The following is a 15,470-nucleotide window of genomic DNA, read 5'->3' on the forward strand; positions in this document are numbered from 1 at the left end:
CCGAAGAGTGTTGCGGTGGCGTATGCGATTTTCGATATGCCCGCGATACACGCGATTCCTCGAATCCCGGGCGTCAAGGAGTCCCTGAAAAAACCGGACTCAGTGGGCCCGGTTCGGGGACGATGCCTGCGGCGTGCCGGGAAGGCGAATGGTGACGAGGAGACCGCCGGTGGGACGGGGTGTGAGGTCGAGGGTCCCGTCGTGCGCTCGGACGATGCTGTGCACGATGGCCAGCCCGAGGCCGACGCCGGCGTGCTCGTCGGTGCGTCTGCGTTCGGTTCCGCGTTGGAAGGGTTCGGTGAGGGTCGGTACCAGTTCCGGTGGCAGCGGATGGCCGGTGTTCTCGACCCGCAGCACGCTCGCGTCGTGCCGGGATTCGGTGTGGATCGTCACGGTGCCGCCGGTGGGGAGGTTGTGGACGACGGCGTTCTGGACGAGGTTCGTCACCATCCGCAGGAGGAGCGCCCCGGAGCCGGCGGTCTTCGCCGTCCCGCCGGTGACCTCCAGCGTGATCTGGCGCTGTTCGGCGAGGGGAAGCAGCGTTTCGGTGGCTTCTTCGGCGATGAGGGAGAGGTCGACGGGCTCACGGGTGAAGACCCCGCGGTCGCTGCGGCTGAGCAGCAGGAGGGCCTCGGTGAGGTCGATCGCCCGCGTGTTGACGGTGTGGAGGCGTTCGATGAGCTCGCCCTGATCCCGCCCCGGGTCCTTGCGGGCGACGTCCAAGAGCGTCTGGGAGATCGCCAGCGGGGTGCGCAGCTCATGGGAGGCGTTCGCGGCGAATCGCTGCTGCTCGGCGACGTGGGATTCGAGCTGTTCGAGCATGGTGTCGAACACGTCGGCGAGTTCGCGGAACTCGTCTTCGGGGCCCGCCATACGGATCCGGTGCGACAGTGATCCGTTCGCGGCCATCCGTGCCGCGTCCGCGACCTGTGTGAGCGGAGCGAGCATCCGGCCGGCGAGGATCCATCCTCCCAGGAGGCCGAACACCAGGAGGAAGGCCAGTGTCGCGGCCGCGGCGGGGACGAAGCCGCGCAGGAGGTCGGAGCGGTTGGCCGCCACGATGATCACGCCGCCGAACGTCCTCCGGATGGTTTTGGGGTCGTCGTCGGGTACGTGGCGCAGCACGAACACCCACACCACGGCCAGCAGGAGAGCGCCGGCGAGGAGGAGGAATCCGGCGTAGCTGATGGTGAGCTTCACCCGGGCGCTGAGCCCTGGTCGCCTATTCATGAGTGCCGCCGGGGCGGGTGGTGTCCATGCCGGTGTCGATCCGGTAGCCGACGCCGGGCACCGTGGCGATGAGCCATGGTTCGCCGAGTCGTTTGCGCAGTGCCGAGACGGTGATGCGGACGGCGTTGGTGAAGGGGTCGGCGTTCTGGTCCCAGGCCCGCTCCAGGAGCTCCTCGGCGCTGACGACACCGCCTTGGGCGGCGACGAGGACGTCGAGCACGGCGAACTGCTTGCGGGTGAGCGCGACATAGCGTCCGTCGCGGAACACCTCCCGGCGAAAGGGGTCCAGCCGCAGGCCCGCGATCTCGCGGACCGGGGGCCGGGCGTGCGCGCGCCTGCGGTCCAGCGCCCGCAGCCGCATGACGAGCTCGCGAAGCTCGAACGGTTTGGTGAGGTAGTCATCGGCGCCGAGCTCGAACCCCGAAGCCTTGTCATCGATCCGGTCGGCGGCGGTGAGCATGAGGATCGGGATGCCGCTGCCGGAGGCGACGATCCGCCGGGCGATCTCGTCGCCGGAGGGGCCGGGGATGTCGCGGTCGAGGACCGCCAGGTCATAGGAGTTGACGCCGAGCAGTGCCAGGGCGGAGTCGCCGTCGCCGGCGATGTCGGCGGCGATCGCCTCCAGCCGCAGGCCATCACGTACGGCTTCGGCCAGGTAGGGCTCGTCCTCCACGATCAGCACGCGCATGCCCGAAGGCTAGACAGCACGACATATCGCCGGCATATGCAAACCCGACACGGCCCCCGGCACGGTGACCGCGATGCCCCGATCGGCCCTGATGACACCGGTCGGTCGCGACATCCGAGGTTATCATTCATGTTCGGTGAGTGACTACGGGAACGCGGTGGAGAGTCATGGCTCCTACGCGCTCTCGGTCGTACGCGTGCTCGACCATGCCGGAATGGTGGCCGGCGCCGGGTTCCTGGTCGCCCCCGACGTCGTGGCCACCTGCGCCCACGTCGTGACCGTCGCGGCCGACGGCGGTCCGCCCGCGGAGCCGGTGGTCGTCGACTTTCCGATGGCGCGTGCGGCCGGCGGCCCGCCGCCGCGTGGCCTCGCCCGGGTCACACGGTGGGCGCCCACCGAGGAGGACGGCAGCGGGGACGTGGCGCTGCTACGGCTGGAGACGGCGGCGCCGCCCGGGGCGCGGGTGCCCCCGATGCGCGGCGGCGGCGATCTGTGGGATCACGAGTTCCACGTGTTCGGCTTCCCCGCGGACATGGCCGACGGGGTGTGGGCCACCGGCCGGATCCGCGACGTCCAGGGCACCGGCTGGCTCCAGCTCCAGGGGGCGGCGACCGACCAGGGCATCGACGAGGGCTACAGCGGGTCGCCGGTCTGGGACGCCACGGTCGGGGCGGTCGTCGGCATGACCGTGGCCAGGGACCGGGATCGCGCGACCACCACCGCGTACGTCGTACCCATGGCCCAGGTGCTCGGCCTCGATCCGGACCTGCTGCCGTGCCCGTACCAGGGACTCGCCCCGTTCGACGAGGAGTACGCCGCCTTCTTCCACGGCCGCGATGAGGACGTCGGCCGGCTGGTCACCGCCGCGCGCCGGCACTCCGTCGTCGCCGTCGCGGGCCGGTCGGGGGTGGGCAAGTCCTCTCTCGTACGCGCGGGTCTGCTGCCGGTCCTGCGGCGGGAGGGCGCGGCGATCGCCGAGTGCAGGCTGGGCCCCGATGCGGCCACGTCGCTCGCGGCGGCGTTGGCCGGGCCGCTGAACCTCGACGCGGCGTCCCTGGCGGAGCGGCTGCGCGCCGGCCACGAGCCGCCGGTCGCCCCGCGGCCGGTCGTCCTCTTCATGGACCAGTTCGAAGAGGCGATCACCACCGACCCCGAGGGCGCGCGCGAGCTGCTGTCGCTGGCCGTGTCGCTCGCCGGCGACACCGGTCTGCGGGTGGTGCTGACGCTGCGATGGGAGTCGCTGGGCAGCCTGCTCACGCCGGAGCTGGCGGCGATGTTCGAGGACAGCACGGTGTTCGTCACGGCGATGAGCCGTCGCGGGCTGCGCGAGGCGATCGTCCGGCCGGCCGAGTACGCGCCGGGGCTGCACTTCGAGGACGGGCTCGTGGAGCGCATCCTCGACGACGCGGGCTCCGAACCGGGACGGCTGCCGCTCGTGGAGTCGCTGCTGACCGAGCTGTGGAGGGGGCGCCGCGGCGGTTCGCTGACGCTGCGTGACTACGAGGCGCTCGGCGGGGTCAACGGCGCGCTCATCCAACTGGCGGAGAGGGCGGTGGTCGACCACGGGGCGGTCCGCCGGCTGCTCACGTTGCTCGCGCGGCCGGCCGGCGACGACTTCGTCCGGCGGCCCGTCGCCCTCGGCCGGCTCGATCCGGAGCTCTTCCAGACCGCGCAGCGGCTCGCCGCCGACCGGCTGGTCGTGATCGGGAGCGCGCCGGACGGCACCGCCACCGTCGAACTGGCGCACCAGGCCCTGATCGAGCACTGGCCGAGGTTGCGCGAATGGCTCATCGAGGACCGCGACTTCCTGTCCTGGCTGCACCGGCTCGAGACCCACTACCAGCAGTGGAAGGCCGCCGCGCAGGACCCGGGCGCGTTACTCCGGGGAACGGCGCTCGCCGCCTCGCTGGAATGGACGCGCACGCGCGCCGGCGACGTCCCACCCGAGGCGCACGGGTACGTACGGCTCAGTCACCGGCGCCAGCGGCGCGACGTCCGCCGGTGGCGCCTGGTCACCGCGATGCTCGCGGTGCTGGTCGTCGCGGCGGGAACGCTGGCCGCCGTGGCCGTCGACCGGGGCGAGCACATCCGCCACCAGCGCGACGCGGCGGGCGCCGAGGCGCTCGGGCAGCGGGCCGCGCAACGAGCCTCGACCGACCCCGTCACCGCCGCCCAGCTCGCGCTGGCCGCCTACGGCACCGTCCCCGGGAACCTCACCGCGCGCACCGCGCTCGCCCGCGAGTACCTGGCCATGCGGTCCGTCGACGCGGTCTATCCCGGGCTCGCCCCGACGACGGTCGACGGCATGGCGGTCAGTGACGACGGGCGGACCGCGGTGACCGCCGGCGGCGACAGGATCATCGTGCTCATCGGCCTGGCCGGGGGCGCGCCGGTACGGCGATGGGAGCCGCCCGGCATTCCGCAGGGTGCCAAGGTGCACCTCAGTCCCGACGGCCGCAGGCTCGCCGCCACCGCCCCGGGCCGGTCCGTCCTCCTGTGGGACATCGCGCGGCGCACCGGCCCGGAGACGATGCCCACGCCCGGAGCACTCGCCGCCTTCTCCCCCGACGGCCGGCGGCTGGCGTGGCTCGACGGACGGCACCTGACCGTCCGGGACCTCGATCGCGGCACCGACTCCGAAGACACGGTCACGCCGGCGACCATCCTCGCGCTGACCGGCGACCCCGGCCGGGTCGTGCTCGGCCACGGCCACACGCTGACCGTGTCCGGCGGTCGCCGGTTGCCCTCCGGGTCGTTCCTGGCCGCGCACGGGGCTGAGGTCGTCAGCTGCGTCAAGGGCCACGGCGTGCTGGGCCGTGCCCGGCTGACCGTCACGGCGGCCGGCACCGGGCGGCGGGTCACGGGGTTCAGCCTGATCTCCAGCGCCTGCCCGACCGACGCCGACCAGACCACCCTGAACAACGGCTTCCTGGTCGAGGACGTCGACCAGCCGGGAGGCGGCGCCGTCCTGGTCAAGGTCACCGACCTGCGCACCGGCCGCGCGTACACCGCGAGCACTCCGCCACGGCAGGGCACCACGGTGGTGTTCCACGGCGCGACCGGGCCGGTGCTCCTGGTCGCGCAGCACGGTTCGTTGCTGCGGATCGGCCGGATGAACCCGGACTGGTTCGCGTCGCTGCCCGGCAACTGGACCAGTGAGCCGTCGGTCGACGGCAGGTATGTCATCGTCCGCCCGGTCGACGAGTCCGGCGTGGTCGAGGTGCACGACCGTACGTCAGGGGCACGCCTGGGCCGGGTGACGGTGCCCGGTGAACGCGGGCTGGAGCTGGAGCATTCGCTGCTGCTGGTCGTCCGGGTGAAGGCGGGCGTACGGCTGACGCTGTACTCGCTGCCGACGCTCAGGCAGGAGGCGGCGTACGACCTGCCGCTGCCCGGTGACACGACAGCGGAGCCGGACGTCCTCGCGGCCGTGCGAAACGGCCGGTTCGTGGTCGTCGCCGACGGCCTCCTCGCCGTCTGGGACACCCGTACGCACCGGATGATCGGCGATCCGACGCGCCTCGGCCCGCCGGTGGCCAGGTCGGAGTTCCGGCCGGGCCACGAAGAACAGGTCGCCGTCGCCGACGGCAGCGGTTCGGTGCGTCTGTGGGACGTGTCGAGCCGGCGCGTGGTCACCACGGTGCACGCCGACGCGGCGTCCGGGCCGGTGTTCGACGCCACCGGCGACCGGTTCGCGGCGCTCACCCCGCAGCACGGCGTCCGGGTGTGGCGGGTGGAGAGCGGCCGGCCCGAGGGCCCGGCGGTTCCGGTCTCGGGAATCATCGGCTTCACCTCCGACGGCTACCTGGTCGTGTCGCCGGAGAACGGGGTCGCGACCTTCGTGGACATCCACAGCGGTCAGGCGGGAGACCCGCTGGTCCTGCCCTCGTTCGACAGCGGTCAGACGGTCAAGAGAGGGAGCCTGCAACTCGGCACCGTCAACTCGATCGTTCCCGTCGCGGTTCCGGTCGACGCCGAGCGGTGGTTCGACGGGCTCTGCGCGGCGGCCGACCGGCCGTTCACCGCGGCCGAACGCGCGCTGCTGCCCCCGGGGAGCAGCGCACGCCGGCCCTGTCACCGGCCGGGCGCCAGGTCGGGGCGGTAGGCCATGATCCATTCGCCGATCCGTCCCCTGTCCCAGTGCTCGTCGAAGATCGTCAGCGGGATCGCGGTGAGCGTGTGGCCGGTCTGCGGGTCGATCCGGCGGAAGGCAATGTTCTGTCCGATCTGTGACTTGACCACGGACGGCGTTTCCGCCGCGACCTTCATGGTGGCGATGCCGATCAGAGCGGGGCGCCCGCGCCGCCGGGCCGCGGCGCTCGCGAGCTCGGCCAACAGTCGCGCCATGACCGGGCCGAAGGTGAAGCGCCCCGCACGGACCAGGTCGGCCTTACCGAGGAAGCGAATGTGGTCCCACCTGATGTGCAGCTGCGAATGGCGTCCGGCCATGGTGGCGCCGTCCGGGGAGAGCACCAGCTCGGTCGTCCCCCACGTCTGGTCGAACTGGTACTTCTTCACCGCGGTCAGCGCGACCACCGCGCCCGCGCTCAGGAGCAGAGCGAGCGGTAGAGCGAGAACCCCGGCGCCCAGACCGGGGAGCAGTGCCCCGAGGAGTATCAGCGTGGCCAGCCCGGTCCCGATGATCATGGGAAGGAAGCGGCGGATGAACTTACCGAACGTGAACCTGCAGGCGAATCTCTCCGCCGACGTGAAGCCGGCCAGTGGTGCGTTCATACCGGGCTCGAGCACGGCGGGCCCGGACACGGTTGGGCCGGCACGCTGTGATGAGCGTCACATCGCGACGGACACAACCGCGGGGACCCGTCCCCACTCGCCCCAGATATGACGATCACCATGGAGACCGGGTTGGTCACTGAGGATGTGCTGACGGGCTCGCTCGCCGGCCTGGCCGCCACCGGACGTGAGCTCATCCTGGGCCTCGTGCCGCGAGGGCCGCGATCGGGAATCCTCCGGGTGTCCCGCGTCCAGGACGCCGACTTCGAGGCGCGGCTCACCGCCTCGTACGAGCGGCACTACCCGTCGTTCGTCTCCTACGCGCGCCGCCACGGCGCGGCGAGCGCGGAGGACGTCGTCCAGCAGGCATTCGAGAAGGTGTGGCAGCGGCGCCTGCGCCCGGCGGAGATCGACAACATCGACGCGTACGTACAGACGGCGGTGCGCCACGAGACCTGGCGCGAGCTCGCACGGGCGCGTACCGACCGTGAACGCTACGGCGGCGATCCCGCGGACGTCGGCGACCGCCCCGACGGCGGCGCGGCGGACCAGGTACTGGACCGGGTCACGCTGCGCCGGTTCCTCGACAGGTTGCCCCGGCGAGAACGCGAGGCGGTGGTGTTGCGCATGGTGTGGGATCTCAGCGTGCGGGAGGCCGCGGAGAGCATGGGAGTGAGCGACGGAGCGGTGAAGCGCTACTGCGCCGACGGACTGCACCGGCTGAGCGACTGGTTGCGGACGGCATGAGGGCGGCACTCCCGACGGCCCTCACCCTGGCCGCGGCGCTGACGGCGCCGACGGCCTGCTCGTCGTCCCACTCGTCCGCACAGGTGTTGACCGGCGTCCGCGCCGCCGACGTGGAGTCGGCGACCAGCACGGTCGAGGTGCCGTACGACATGCACGTCAAGACGATGCGTGACACCCCGTTGCTGGTCGGGCCGCACTACAGCCTGGGCTTGTCCTGGATCGCCACCGGCCGGGAGCTCAACCCGAGGTCCGCCCAGAACCTGGGCGTCCGGCCGGTACGGGCGGCCGCCGGCCAGGAACTCGTTCTCGCCGTCATCTCCCCCAGGGCCACCAGCGCGGCGTTCAAGCCCAAGAAGCCGGCGACGGCCTCCGTGCTCGTCGACGGGGCCGCGACGCCGGTGCAGGGTCTTCCGCTCGCCGACAGCGAGACGACGGCCTCCGACACCGTGCTGATCATGGTCGGCGCCAAGCCGCGGTCGTCGGTGAGGCTGGAGGTCACCGACTCCGGCCGGCGGCTGGACCTGGACCTGCGCACCGGAGCGGTCAGCGGGCAGGGAGCGTTCACGCAGCGGGACAGTGACGTGAAGTGGCGGGGTGACTCACGGGTCATGCTGCCGAACAGCGGCGTCCCCTCACTCGGCAGCGGCAGGCTCTCCCTGTCGAACCATGTCACGACACAGGCGCCGTTCGCCGACCACGCCACGCTGACCAACTACCAGGGCGGAAAGTGGGCGCCGGCGGGCCGTGCCTTCCTCACGCTGCCGCTGCCGAGCATCTCGTGTGACGCGATGCTGGGAATGACCTACTCGGTGAAGTTCAACGACTCCACGGCGTTCTCCTTCACTCCGGATGGCGGCGGAGAGACCGTACGAGCGGAAGGGGAGAAGCGAGACGTGGGTTTCGCCTCGGTGCCGACCTCCACCACCGCGACGGTCGTCTTCTCGGTGCCGGACAAGACCACCGGCGGAACGGTCGCATTCGACCTCAGGAACGCCCGGGTGGTCGACGCCGACGACAAAGGCGGGCCGTGGGTCCGGCCACCGGGCGTGTTCAAACTCAAGCTGACCTTCGACCGGCCGGAGTGACCTGTCAGGCCACGCTTGCGGCACAACGCGTGGCGGGGATCAACGGCCGAAAAGGTTGTGATCGCCGACAGAGCTTTCGCAGCCCTTGATGCCTGGTTCGCGATAAGCCGCGGCCACCGTACGCGACCTGGTGCACACGCACCTTGAGCACGAGGAACCGGTCCTGTTCCCCGCGCTGGCGGTGCACATGACCGATGAGGCCTGGGCGGAGTTCTCCCGCGCGGTGATCGCCTCGGCCCCGCCCGTAGGCCTCCACCTCAACATCGGTTTCTTCGAGCAGGTGGGCACCCCGGCCGAACTGGAGGTCGTCATGGCGTACCTGCCGGAGGCCGCCCTCGCGCACGTCCCGGCCATGTCCGAGCAGGCCCGAGCCACCCTCGCCGGCCTCCAGACGACCGAAGCCGGAGGGACGGTCACCGCCTGATCGCCGCCACCGGGTCGGCCGCCGGCCGGCTCGGTGCCTGATCGCGATCACCGAAGGGCCGGCTTTCGCGCGCGTCCGGGGCACGGCCGCCGGTCAGGAGAGTCTCCACCGGTGATGGTCTGGGGACATAACGAAAGGCATGACGAAAGGGCGGCCGGCACGCGACGTCCGCCGTCCGCCGCACGCCCGGTCCAGCGGCACGAAGCGCGGGACGCGGCGGGAGGTGGCCGCGGCGAACAGGGACGGGCGGTCGATGGCATCCCTGATGGCCGGGTCTTCCTCGTCGGGCTCGGCCCAGCGGCGCGGGTCGGTGAGCGCGTCCACCGCATTCACGATCGCCCGGGCCTGGGCCAGGAACCGCGCACCCGCCGGGGTCACGGTGACCCGCCGGCTGGTGCGCTCGAACAGCCGGACCCCCAGTTCGCGCTCCAGATTCCGGATGTGGCGGCCGAACGGCTGCGCGCTGATGTAGTGCCGCTGCGCGGCACGGCCGAAGTGCAGCTCCTCCGCTAGCGTGATCGCATATCGAAGTGACCTGAGGTCCATGATTTCCATCCGTGACTGGCAGTCAGGTGGGCCGGTGTGGCGCTCACGGGACCGTCACCGGAGTTCCGGGCAGGACGAGCCGGACCTCGATCTCCGGGGCGATTCTCGCGACCGCGTCGGCGTAGTGCCGCGGATCCCGGTCGCCCTTGGTGATCATCCGGTCGCCCAGCCGGCCGCTGTGGAAGGCGTAGTGGTGGGGCACGGCCAGCGTCGGCTTGAGCACGGCCGTCAGCCCGGCCGCCTCCTCGGCGTCCATGACCACCTGGCGCAGGTTCATCGGCCGGATGCACAGGCCGTTGGTCGGCAGGATGGCCAGGTCGACGTGGCCGAACCTGTCCGGGATGGTGTCCAGCTCCGGCACGCGCAGCGAGTCGCCGCCGAAGAAGACGGCGCGCCCCCCTGCCTCGATCATGAACGTGACCTCGTGGACGCCGTGCCGGCCGGGCGTCGCGGTCACGGTGAGGTCGCCGACGGCGGTGGCCTCCCACGCCTCGATGGCGCGGATGTCGCGGAATCCTTTGTCCCGCGCGATGGTCGCGACGGTGCCGGGCCCGATCAGGGGTACGTCGAGGTCGAAGCTCGCGGCGACGAGAGCGTCGAGGTCGCAGTGGTCGTAGTGCTCGTGGCTGACCACGACCGCGTCGACGCGCCCCAGCTCTTTGACGCCCGAGGCGACCGGCTCGCCCTGGTAGTAGGTCGCGGTCTGAGTGAACCAGGGGTCGGTGAGGACGCGGGTCCCGCCGATCTCGATCAGCTGGCAGGCGTGCCCGATCCGGGTCACGTTCAGTGGGGTGCTCATGATGTTCTCTCCTTGCCAGGTCGGGATGTCACCGGTCACCGAGGTCGAGCAGCGCGCCCAGCAGTTCCTCGGGCGTCTCGACCTGCGGCATGTGACCGGTGCGGGGCAGCAGTGTGAAGGTCGACGACGGGATCGCGGCGGCGTAGACCTTGCCGTACTCCGGATCGACGATGCGGTCGCTCTCGCCCCACAGCACGTGGACCGGGAGGTCGAGTCCGCCGAGCCGCTCCGCCAGCGTCGGGTCGGACATGGTCGGGCCCGTGTAACCGACCAGCGCCCGTACGTCGGGGCTGGGCCCGGTGCCCGTGCCGCTCGGCGGGGCGGGCGCCTTCCTCGCGTCGTGGAAGGAGTACGACAGGAGCTCGGCCGGCGACAGGCCGCTGACGTCGGTCATCGGGTGGCCCTCGACCTCGATGCCGATTCCGTTGACGATCACCGCGCCGCTGACCCGCGGACTCTCCTGTAGGGCGATCTCGGCGGCCAGCCACCCCCCGAAGGAGTTGCCGATCACGGTCACGTCGGTGAGGTCGAGTTGCTCCAGCAGGGCGACGTACGCCCGGGCCAGCTCGGTGACGCCGGTCAGCCCCTCGGCCTTCGGCGTGCCACCGAAGCCGGGGTGAGTGGGCAGCAGCACCCGGGAGTGGGTGCGTTCGGCGAGCAGGTCGGCGAAGCCGGCCATCGTCCGCGCGCCGCCTCCGCCGTGCAGGAGCAAGAACGGCCGGGTGCGATCGCGGTCCTGAACCGTGACCTCGACGGGGCCGACGGAGCCGACCTGGAGCGTACGGGTCTCGGTGCGGGTGGGCCGGAGAGTGCCGGCCGCAGTGGGAGTAACCATCGTTCCTTCTCTTCATGGAGTCCGTGGCGTGGTGTGTATCAGGAACCTTATATCAGGTTCCTTAGGTAAACAACCTGGCTTGCCGTGGTGGGACTTCTCCCACGAGGTACGGCGTGATGCCCAGAAGTCGACTACCGACGGTGACCTGGGGTTTTCGATCAGCGGAGCCGGCAGGCCCGGACCGGAAGGTCGGTGCCGCCACGGCGTGGAGCCGCCATCCAAGGGCGACCCAGGGATGCGAGGGACAGTGCCCGCTACGCGCGAATGTCAAGGAGACGTTGCGGCTCTTCGTATTTCGCGATCACCTCGGCCATGACGGCCTTGTGTTCGGCATCGATCGGCAGAGTCGACTTTGAGCCGGTCGATTCTGTCGGGATGAAGACTGTACATTCTTAGGTGGATCATGGTGCGCTATCGCATATCCGTGTTGGTCGGTCAGCAATGGTGACCAGCGGGCGCCGGACACCGCTGGTCCTCAGCTTGGTGATGGCCGGAGCACTCGAGCGACTCGACCATGGCGGCGTCCGCAACGGACATAACCCCGCACCGACGCGAATAGGTATTTATCGCCTACATCGGCACGGGGTGATTGCGTAGGGGCCGCTCTTGTGGGCGCGCTACGCCGTTAATCAGGGGCCGCCACCCGTCCGCCGGCGTGGTGGCCGCCCTCGCGCGCGCGTTGCGGCTGGGGCGGGCAGAGTACGAGCGGCTGTGCGCGCTGTCCGGGCACGCCGCGGCCGACGGGCAGGTGCCACGCGAGGTCGGGGCGGGCGCGATACGCCTGCTCGAACGGCTCGACGGCACTCCGGTGTGCCTGTGCGACGCGGCGTGGAACGTGGTCGCCTGGAACGGCGCGTGGGCGGCGCTGCGGTGCGGGGAACCGACCGCGCACCGCTGGGACGGGAACATCGCGTGGCGCACCTTCGGCGGTGCGCCCAGCCGGGTCAGGCGGACCGCCGAGCGCGTGGCCGGCTTCGAGACCATGCTCGCCGCCCGGCTTCGGACCGCGTCCCTGCGCTACCCGGCCGACACCTCGCTCGCCGCTCTCGTGGACGAGCTGCGGAGCGAGAGCGGAATGTTCGACGGCCTGGCAGCGGGCCGACAGGACGGGCTGTTCCCAGGCGGAGAAGGGCACGGGCCGCTTACCGTGCTTGCGCCTGCTGAAACGCTCCTCCTCGGCCGCCGCGACGATGGCTCACCGCAGACGACCATCGCTCCGCCCCGCCCGTCGCACACCTCCCGACGAACTGGTTTCAGCACAGCACGACCGCAGGCAACAGATCATCAGGCGGAAAGGTTGCGGTCCAGACGCCGCCGCTCGACCTGCTCACCTGCGCTCGAACGGCCGGTCGTGCCGATGTGAACCTCAGCGCTGCTGGTCGACCGAGCGCAGGAGAACCTCGTTGACCGCCACGTGCGGAGGCTGTGTCACCGCGTAGAGCGTCGCGGCGGCGACGTCATCCGGCGTCAGGGGCCGCAGCGCGGCGGCGAACTCGGCCACGGCTTCGCGGGTCGGGGCGTGGGTGATGTGAGAGGCCAGGTCCGTGGCGGTCGCTCCCGGTTCGATCACCACGACGCGGACTCCCCGAGTGGTCACCTCCTGGCGCAGCGACTCGGAGAAGGCGTTGACGGCCCACTTGGCGGCGTTGTAGACGCCGGTCAACGCGCCCGCGGCCCGTCCGTCGACCGAGGACAGCTGGACGACGGTGCCACGGGCACGGAGCAGGTGGGGCAGGGCCGTGTGGGTCATGTACATGACGCCGAGGACATCGGTGTCGATCATCCGGCGCCAGTCTTCGGTGTTCGCGTCCTCGATGGGCCCGAGCAACATCACTCCGGCGTTGTTGACCAGGATGTCCAGGGCTCCGAGCCGCTGCGCGCACTGCTCGACGGCGTTCCGGCATGCCGTCTCGTCGGTGACGTCCAGCTCGATCGCGACCGCGGTCTCGCCGCCGGCTTCGATCTCGGCGACGAGCCGGTCGAGCAGCGGGCGCCGGCGCGCGGCGACGGCGACGGCGGCGCCCCGGGAGGCGAGGGCGCGGGCGATGGCCGCCCCGATCCCGGAGGAGGCCCCGGTGACGAGCGCGACCTTGCCCCGCAGCGACCGGTCGGGGGCGCGGGAGGTGTCGGTGGTCATGGCGGCAGCCTCGCGCCCACCGCGCCGCCTCGTGAAGGCCCTGCCTGGAGGGGACCTGACAGGGCCCCTCAGCGTGGCCGGAACCGCACTAGCCTCGAGCCGTGCGTGATGACAACCGGCTCGGCGAGTTCCTGCGGGCCCGCCGTGAACTGGTGACTCCGGAGGAGGCGGGCCTCGTCGCCCGCGTGCCGGGACGTCGCGTTCCCGGGCTGCGCCGCGAAGAGGTCGCCACCCTCGCCGGCATCAGCGTCGAATACCTGACGCGGCTGGAGCGGGGCAAGGACCGCTCGCCGTCGCGCCAGGTCCTCGACGCCCTGGCCGCGGTCCTGCGCCTTGACGGCGAGGCCGTGCGCTACCTGCACTCGCTGGTCTGGCCGGTGGGCGAACCACCCGGCGTGACCGACGCCGGCCGGCCGGTCCCCGCGCTGGCGCGTGCGCTGAGCCGTTTCGGCGACGAGATCGCCTACATCCTCGACCCGTACTTCGACGTCGTCTCCTGCAGCGCCACGAGGGGACCGCCGGCACGGCGCCGTGATCCACAGGCGCCGTCCATGGCAGTGAGCCAAGGCGTCTCATACGATCTGACGGTGAGTTACTCGACGGATCCGCGGGCCGCGCGCAGCCGGGAGGCGATGCTCGTCGCCGCCCGGGAACTGCTGGTGAACGAGGGGCCCGGCGCGATCACTCATCAGCGAGTCGCTCAGCAGGCAGGCGTGGGGCGGGCCACCGTCTACCGGCACTGGCCACGGGCCGAGCAACTGCTGCTCGAGGTCATGGGCGGAGCCGACCAGCCGCTCTTCAAGGATCCCGAGACACCGGTCCGCCCGTGGCTGCATCGGCAGCTGCGGCAGATGGCCGACGAGCTTTCCGTACCGGCCGTCGCCGCCGTCGCGCTGACGCTGCACCAGTCCGCGATCTGGGACCCGCGGATCGCCCACCAGCGCGACGAGTCCGTCAAGACGATCGCCGAACGGATCCACGCCGCCGTCCGGGCGGCCGCCGCAGGCGGAGAGGTCGAGACCGACGTCGGCCCGGCGGATCTGTCGGCGATGCTCGTCGGGCCGATCGTCTACCTCACGACCATGCAGAAGGACGCGGTCTCCGACGACCTCATCGACCGCCTCATCGACAGCGTGGGGACCTGGCGCCGCTAGATTGACGTGCCGACGACGACGATGGCGAAGCCGAAGTGAACGGCCATCGCCGCGACGCGGAACCAGTCGGTGCGCACCAGCCGTTCGATGCCACGCCGGTCGGCGGTCCGCCGAAGGCGGCGCTGGAGCGGGACGTCCACGAAGGCACTCACCGCCCACGCCACGGTCAGCGCGGCCAGGCCGGCCCAGAGCGCCCATGACGGTATGCCGTCCGGCGCGACGACGAGCAGCACGATCACCAGGGCGGTGAGCGCCAGCTTCGGGAGCACGTAGACCACCCCGCTGCCACGGCCCTGGGCGGTCTGGACGGCCTCGAACTCCTCAGAGCCGACGGCCGTCCAGCCCGAGAACACGGCGAAGTGCTCCATGAGGCAGCCGGCCAGGCAGTACGCGGAAAGCATGCCGTACACCAGCAGCCACGTCGCAGTGGACATCGGGGATCTCCTCAGTACACCGCGACGGTACGGCCGGCGTACGCCGGACTCTCGATCTCGGTGACCATCGCCACGGCGACATCGGCACGGGTGACCTTCGGCGGCATGAGCCGCCAGGACCGGTCAAGGACGTCGAGCGGGACGACCGTGGCCTCACCCGTCGCCGGCCGGTCGGTGAGCATGACGGGATGGAACAGCGTGGTTCGCGGACCGGCGACCACGGCGTCCGCGGCCGCCTTGTCGGCGAAGCCGTCGCCGAGCACGCGGCGCAGGATGAAGTCGTACAGCGGCCCCGCGCGGTGGCGGGAATCCCCTGCGCCGAACGTGCCCATCCAGGCGACCCGGGACAGCGTGGCCTCGGCGACGGCGCGGGCACCGGCCGACAGGGTGTCGGCCGGTTCTCTCCTGTTTCCCAATGCGCTGATGAGCGCGTCGGCGTCGCGGCAGGCCGAGGTGACCGTGTCGCGAACACGCACGTCCGCCCGCCTGACCTCCAGACGGCCGTGGGCCATGCCGGACAGCGCCTCGGGCCGCCGAGCCAGCGCGACGACCTGGTGCCCCCGGTCGAGCGCGACGGTCAGTACGTGGCGGCCAGTGGCTCCGGTGGCGCCCAGAACGACGATACGCACGACTCTCCCTGGAAAGACGAAACCTCCT

At 71.4% G+C, this 15,470-nt stretch carries 14 protein-coding genes and 1 pseudogene; 6 read left to right on the top strand and 9 right to left on the bottom strand.

Annotated elements, in window-relative coordinates:
• Positions 1-99 precede the first annotated feature (99 nt).
• Positions 100-1,230 carry a sensor histidine kinase gene (locus ABEA10_RS20890; RefSeq protein WP_345466258.1) on the bottom strand — a complete coding sequence of 377 codons (1,131 nt, stop codon included), beginning with the start codon at positions 1,228-1,230 and terminating at the stop codon, positions 100-102.
• Positions 1,223-1,918, bottom strand: coding sequence for a response regulator transcription factor (locus tag ABEA10_RS20895; RefSeq protein WP_345466260.1), 696 nt, complete (start codon positions 1,916-1,918; stop codon positions 1,223-1,225). The genes ABEA10_RS20890 and ABEA10_RS20895 overlap by 8 nt, the downstream gene beginning before the upstream one ends.
• Before the next feature lie 136 nt (positions 1,919-2,054).
• On the opposite strand from ABEA10_RS20895, the gene ABEA10_RS20900 reads away from it, so the two are divergent.
• Complete coding sequence (locus tag ABEA10_RS20900) at positions 2,055-6,023, top strand: nSTAND1 domain-containing NTPase (protein ID WP_345466262.1); 3,969 nt, start codon at positions 2,055-2,057, stop codon at positions 6,021-6,023.
• On the opposite strand, the gene ABEA10_RS20905 is transcribed toward ABEA10_RS20900, so the two are convergent.
• Positions 5,993-6,565: a hypothetical protein gene (locus ABEA10_RS20905; protein ID WP_345466265.1), complete on the bottom strand. Its 573-nt coding sequence runs from the start codon at positions 6,563-6,565 to the stop codon at positions 5,993-5,995. The two genes, ABEA10_RS20900 and ABEA10_RS20905, sit on opposite strands and share 31 nt — an antisense overlap.
• 219 nt (positions 6,566-6,784) lie before the next feature.
• Here ABEA10_RS20905 and ABEA10_RS20910 point away from each other — a divergent pair, with 219 nt between their 5' ends.
• The 3 genes from ABEA10_RS20910 (at position 6,785) to ABEA10_RS20920 (ending at position 8,908) form a co-directional block, all read left to right on the top strand.
• Positions 6,785-7,399, top strand: coding sequence for an RNA polymerase sigma factor (locus ABEA10_RS20910; protein ID WP_345466267.1), 615 nt, complete (start codon positions 6,785-6,787; stop codon positions 7,397-7,399).
• On the top strand, positions 7,396-8,484 hold the full coding sequence (locus tag ABEA10_RS20915; RefSeq protein ID WP_345466269.1) for a hypothetical protein: 1,089 nt from the start codon (positions 7,396-7,398) through the stop codon (positions 8,482-8,484). The genes ABEA10_RS20910 and ABEA10_RS20915 overlap by 4 nt, the downstream gene beginning before the upstream one ends.
• Positions 8,485-8,614: 130 nt before the next feature.
• Positions 8,615-8,908 carry a hypothetical protein gene (locus ABEA10_RS20920; protein WP_345466271.1) on the top strand — a complete coding sequence of 98 codons (294 nt, stop codon included), beginning with the start codon at positions 8,615-8,617 and terminating at the stop codon, positions 8,906-8,908.
• Positions 8,909-9,001: 93 nt separating this feature from the next.
• Here ABEA10_RS20920 and ABEA10_RS20925 read toward each other — a convergent pair whose 3' ends face one another.
• Genes ABEA10_RS20925 through ABEA10_RS20935 form a run of 3 tightly spaced genes read right to left on the bottom strand, consistent with a single transcriptional unit; the run spans position 9,002 to position 11,088 of the window.
• On the bottom strand, positions 9,002-9,454 hold the full coding sequence (locus ABEA10_RS20925; protein ID WP_345466273.1) for a LysR family transcriptional regulator: 453 nt from the start codon (positions 9,452-9,454) through the stop codon (positions 9,002-9,004).
• Positions 9,455-9,497: 43 nt separating this feature from the next.
• Entirely contained in the window at positions 9,498-10,253 is a 756-nt protein-coding gene (locus ABEA10_RS20930) for an MBL fold metallo-hydrolase (protein WP_345466275.1), read from the bottom strand.
• Between the two features lie 28 nt (positions 10,254-10,281).
• A complete protein-coding gene (locus tag ABEA10_RS20935) occupies positions 10,282-11,088 on the bottom strand; it encodes an alpha/beta fold hydrolase (RefSeq protein ID WP_345466277.1) in 807 nt (268 codons plus the stop codon).
• 808 nt (positions 11,089-11,896) lie between these two features.
• Here ABEA10_RS20935 and ABEA10_RS20940 point away from each other — a divergent pair.
• Positions 11,897-12,133, top strand: a pseudogene (locus tag ABEA10_RS20940) (MmyB family transcriptional regulator); the annotation flags it as partial.
• A 321-nt stretch (positions 12,134-12,454) separates the two neighbouring features.
• On the opposite strand, the gene ABEA10_RS20945 reads toward ABEA10_RS20940, so the two are convergent.
• Positions 12,455-13,225 carry an SDR family NAD(P)-dependent oxidoreductase gene (locus ABEA10_RS20945; protein ID WP_345466280.1) on the bottom strand — a complete coding sequence of 257 codons (771 nt, stop codon included), beginning with the start codon at positions 13,223-13,225 and terminating at the stop codon, positions 12,455-12,457.
• A 101-nt stretch (positions 13,226-13,326) separates the two neighbouring features.
• On the opposite strand from ABEA10_RS20945, the gene ABEA10_RS20950 reads away from it, so the two are divergent.
• The gene (locus ABEA10_RS20950; RefSeq protein ID WP_345466282.1) at positions 13,327-14,379 is read left to right on the top strand and encodes a TetR/AcrR family transcriptional regulator C-terminal ligand-binding domain-containing protein; all 1,053 of its coding nucleotides are present in this window, start codon (positions 13,327-13,329) and stop codon (positions 14,377-14,379) included.
• Here ABEA10_RS20950 and ABEA10_RS20955 read toward each other — a convergent pair.
• The gene (locus ABEA10_RS20955) at positions 14,376-14,813 is read right to left on the bottom strand and encodes a hypothetical protein (protein ID WP_345466284.1); all 438 of its coding nucleotides are present in this window, start codon (positions 14,811-14,813) and stop codon (positions 14,376-14,378) included. The two genes, ABEA10_RS20950 and ABEA10_RS20955, sit on opposite strands and share 4 nt — an antisense overlap.
• An 11-nt stretch (positions 14,814-14,824) precedes the next feature.
• Complete coding sequence (locus ABEA10_RS20960) at positions 14,825-15,442, bottom strand: NAD(P)-dependent oxidoreductase (RefSeq protein WP_345466286.1); 618 nt, start codon at positions 15,440-15,442, stop codon at positions 14,825-14,827.
• Positions 15,443-15,470 lie beyond the last annotated feature (28 nt).

Source organism: Actinoallomurus oryzae (genome assembly GCF_039541955.1).
GTDB classification, from domain to species: domain Bacteria; phylum Actinomycetota; class Actinomycetes; order Streptosporangiales; family Streptosporangiaceae; genus Actinoallomurus; species Actinoallomurus oryzae.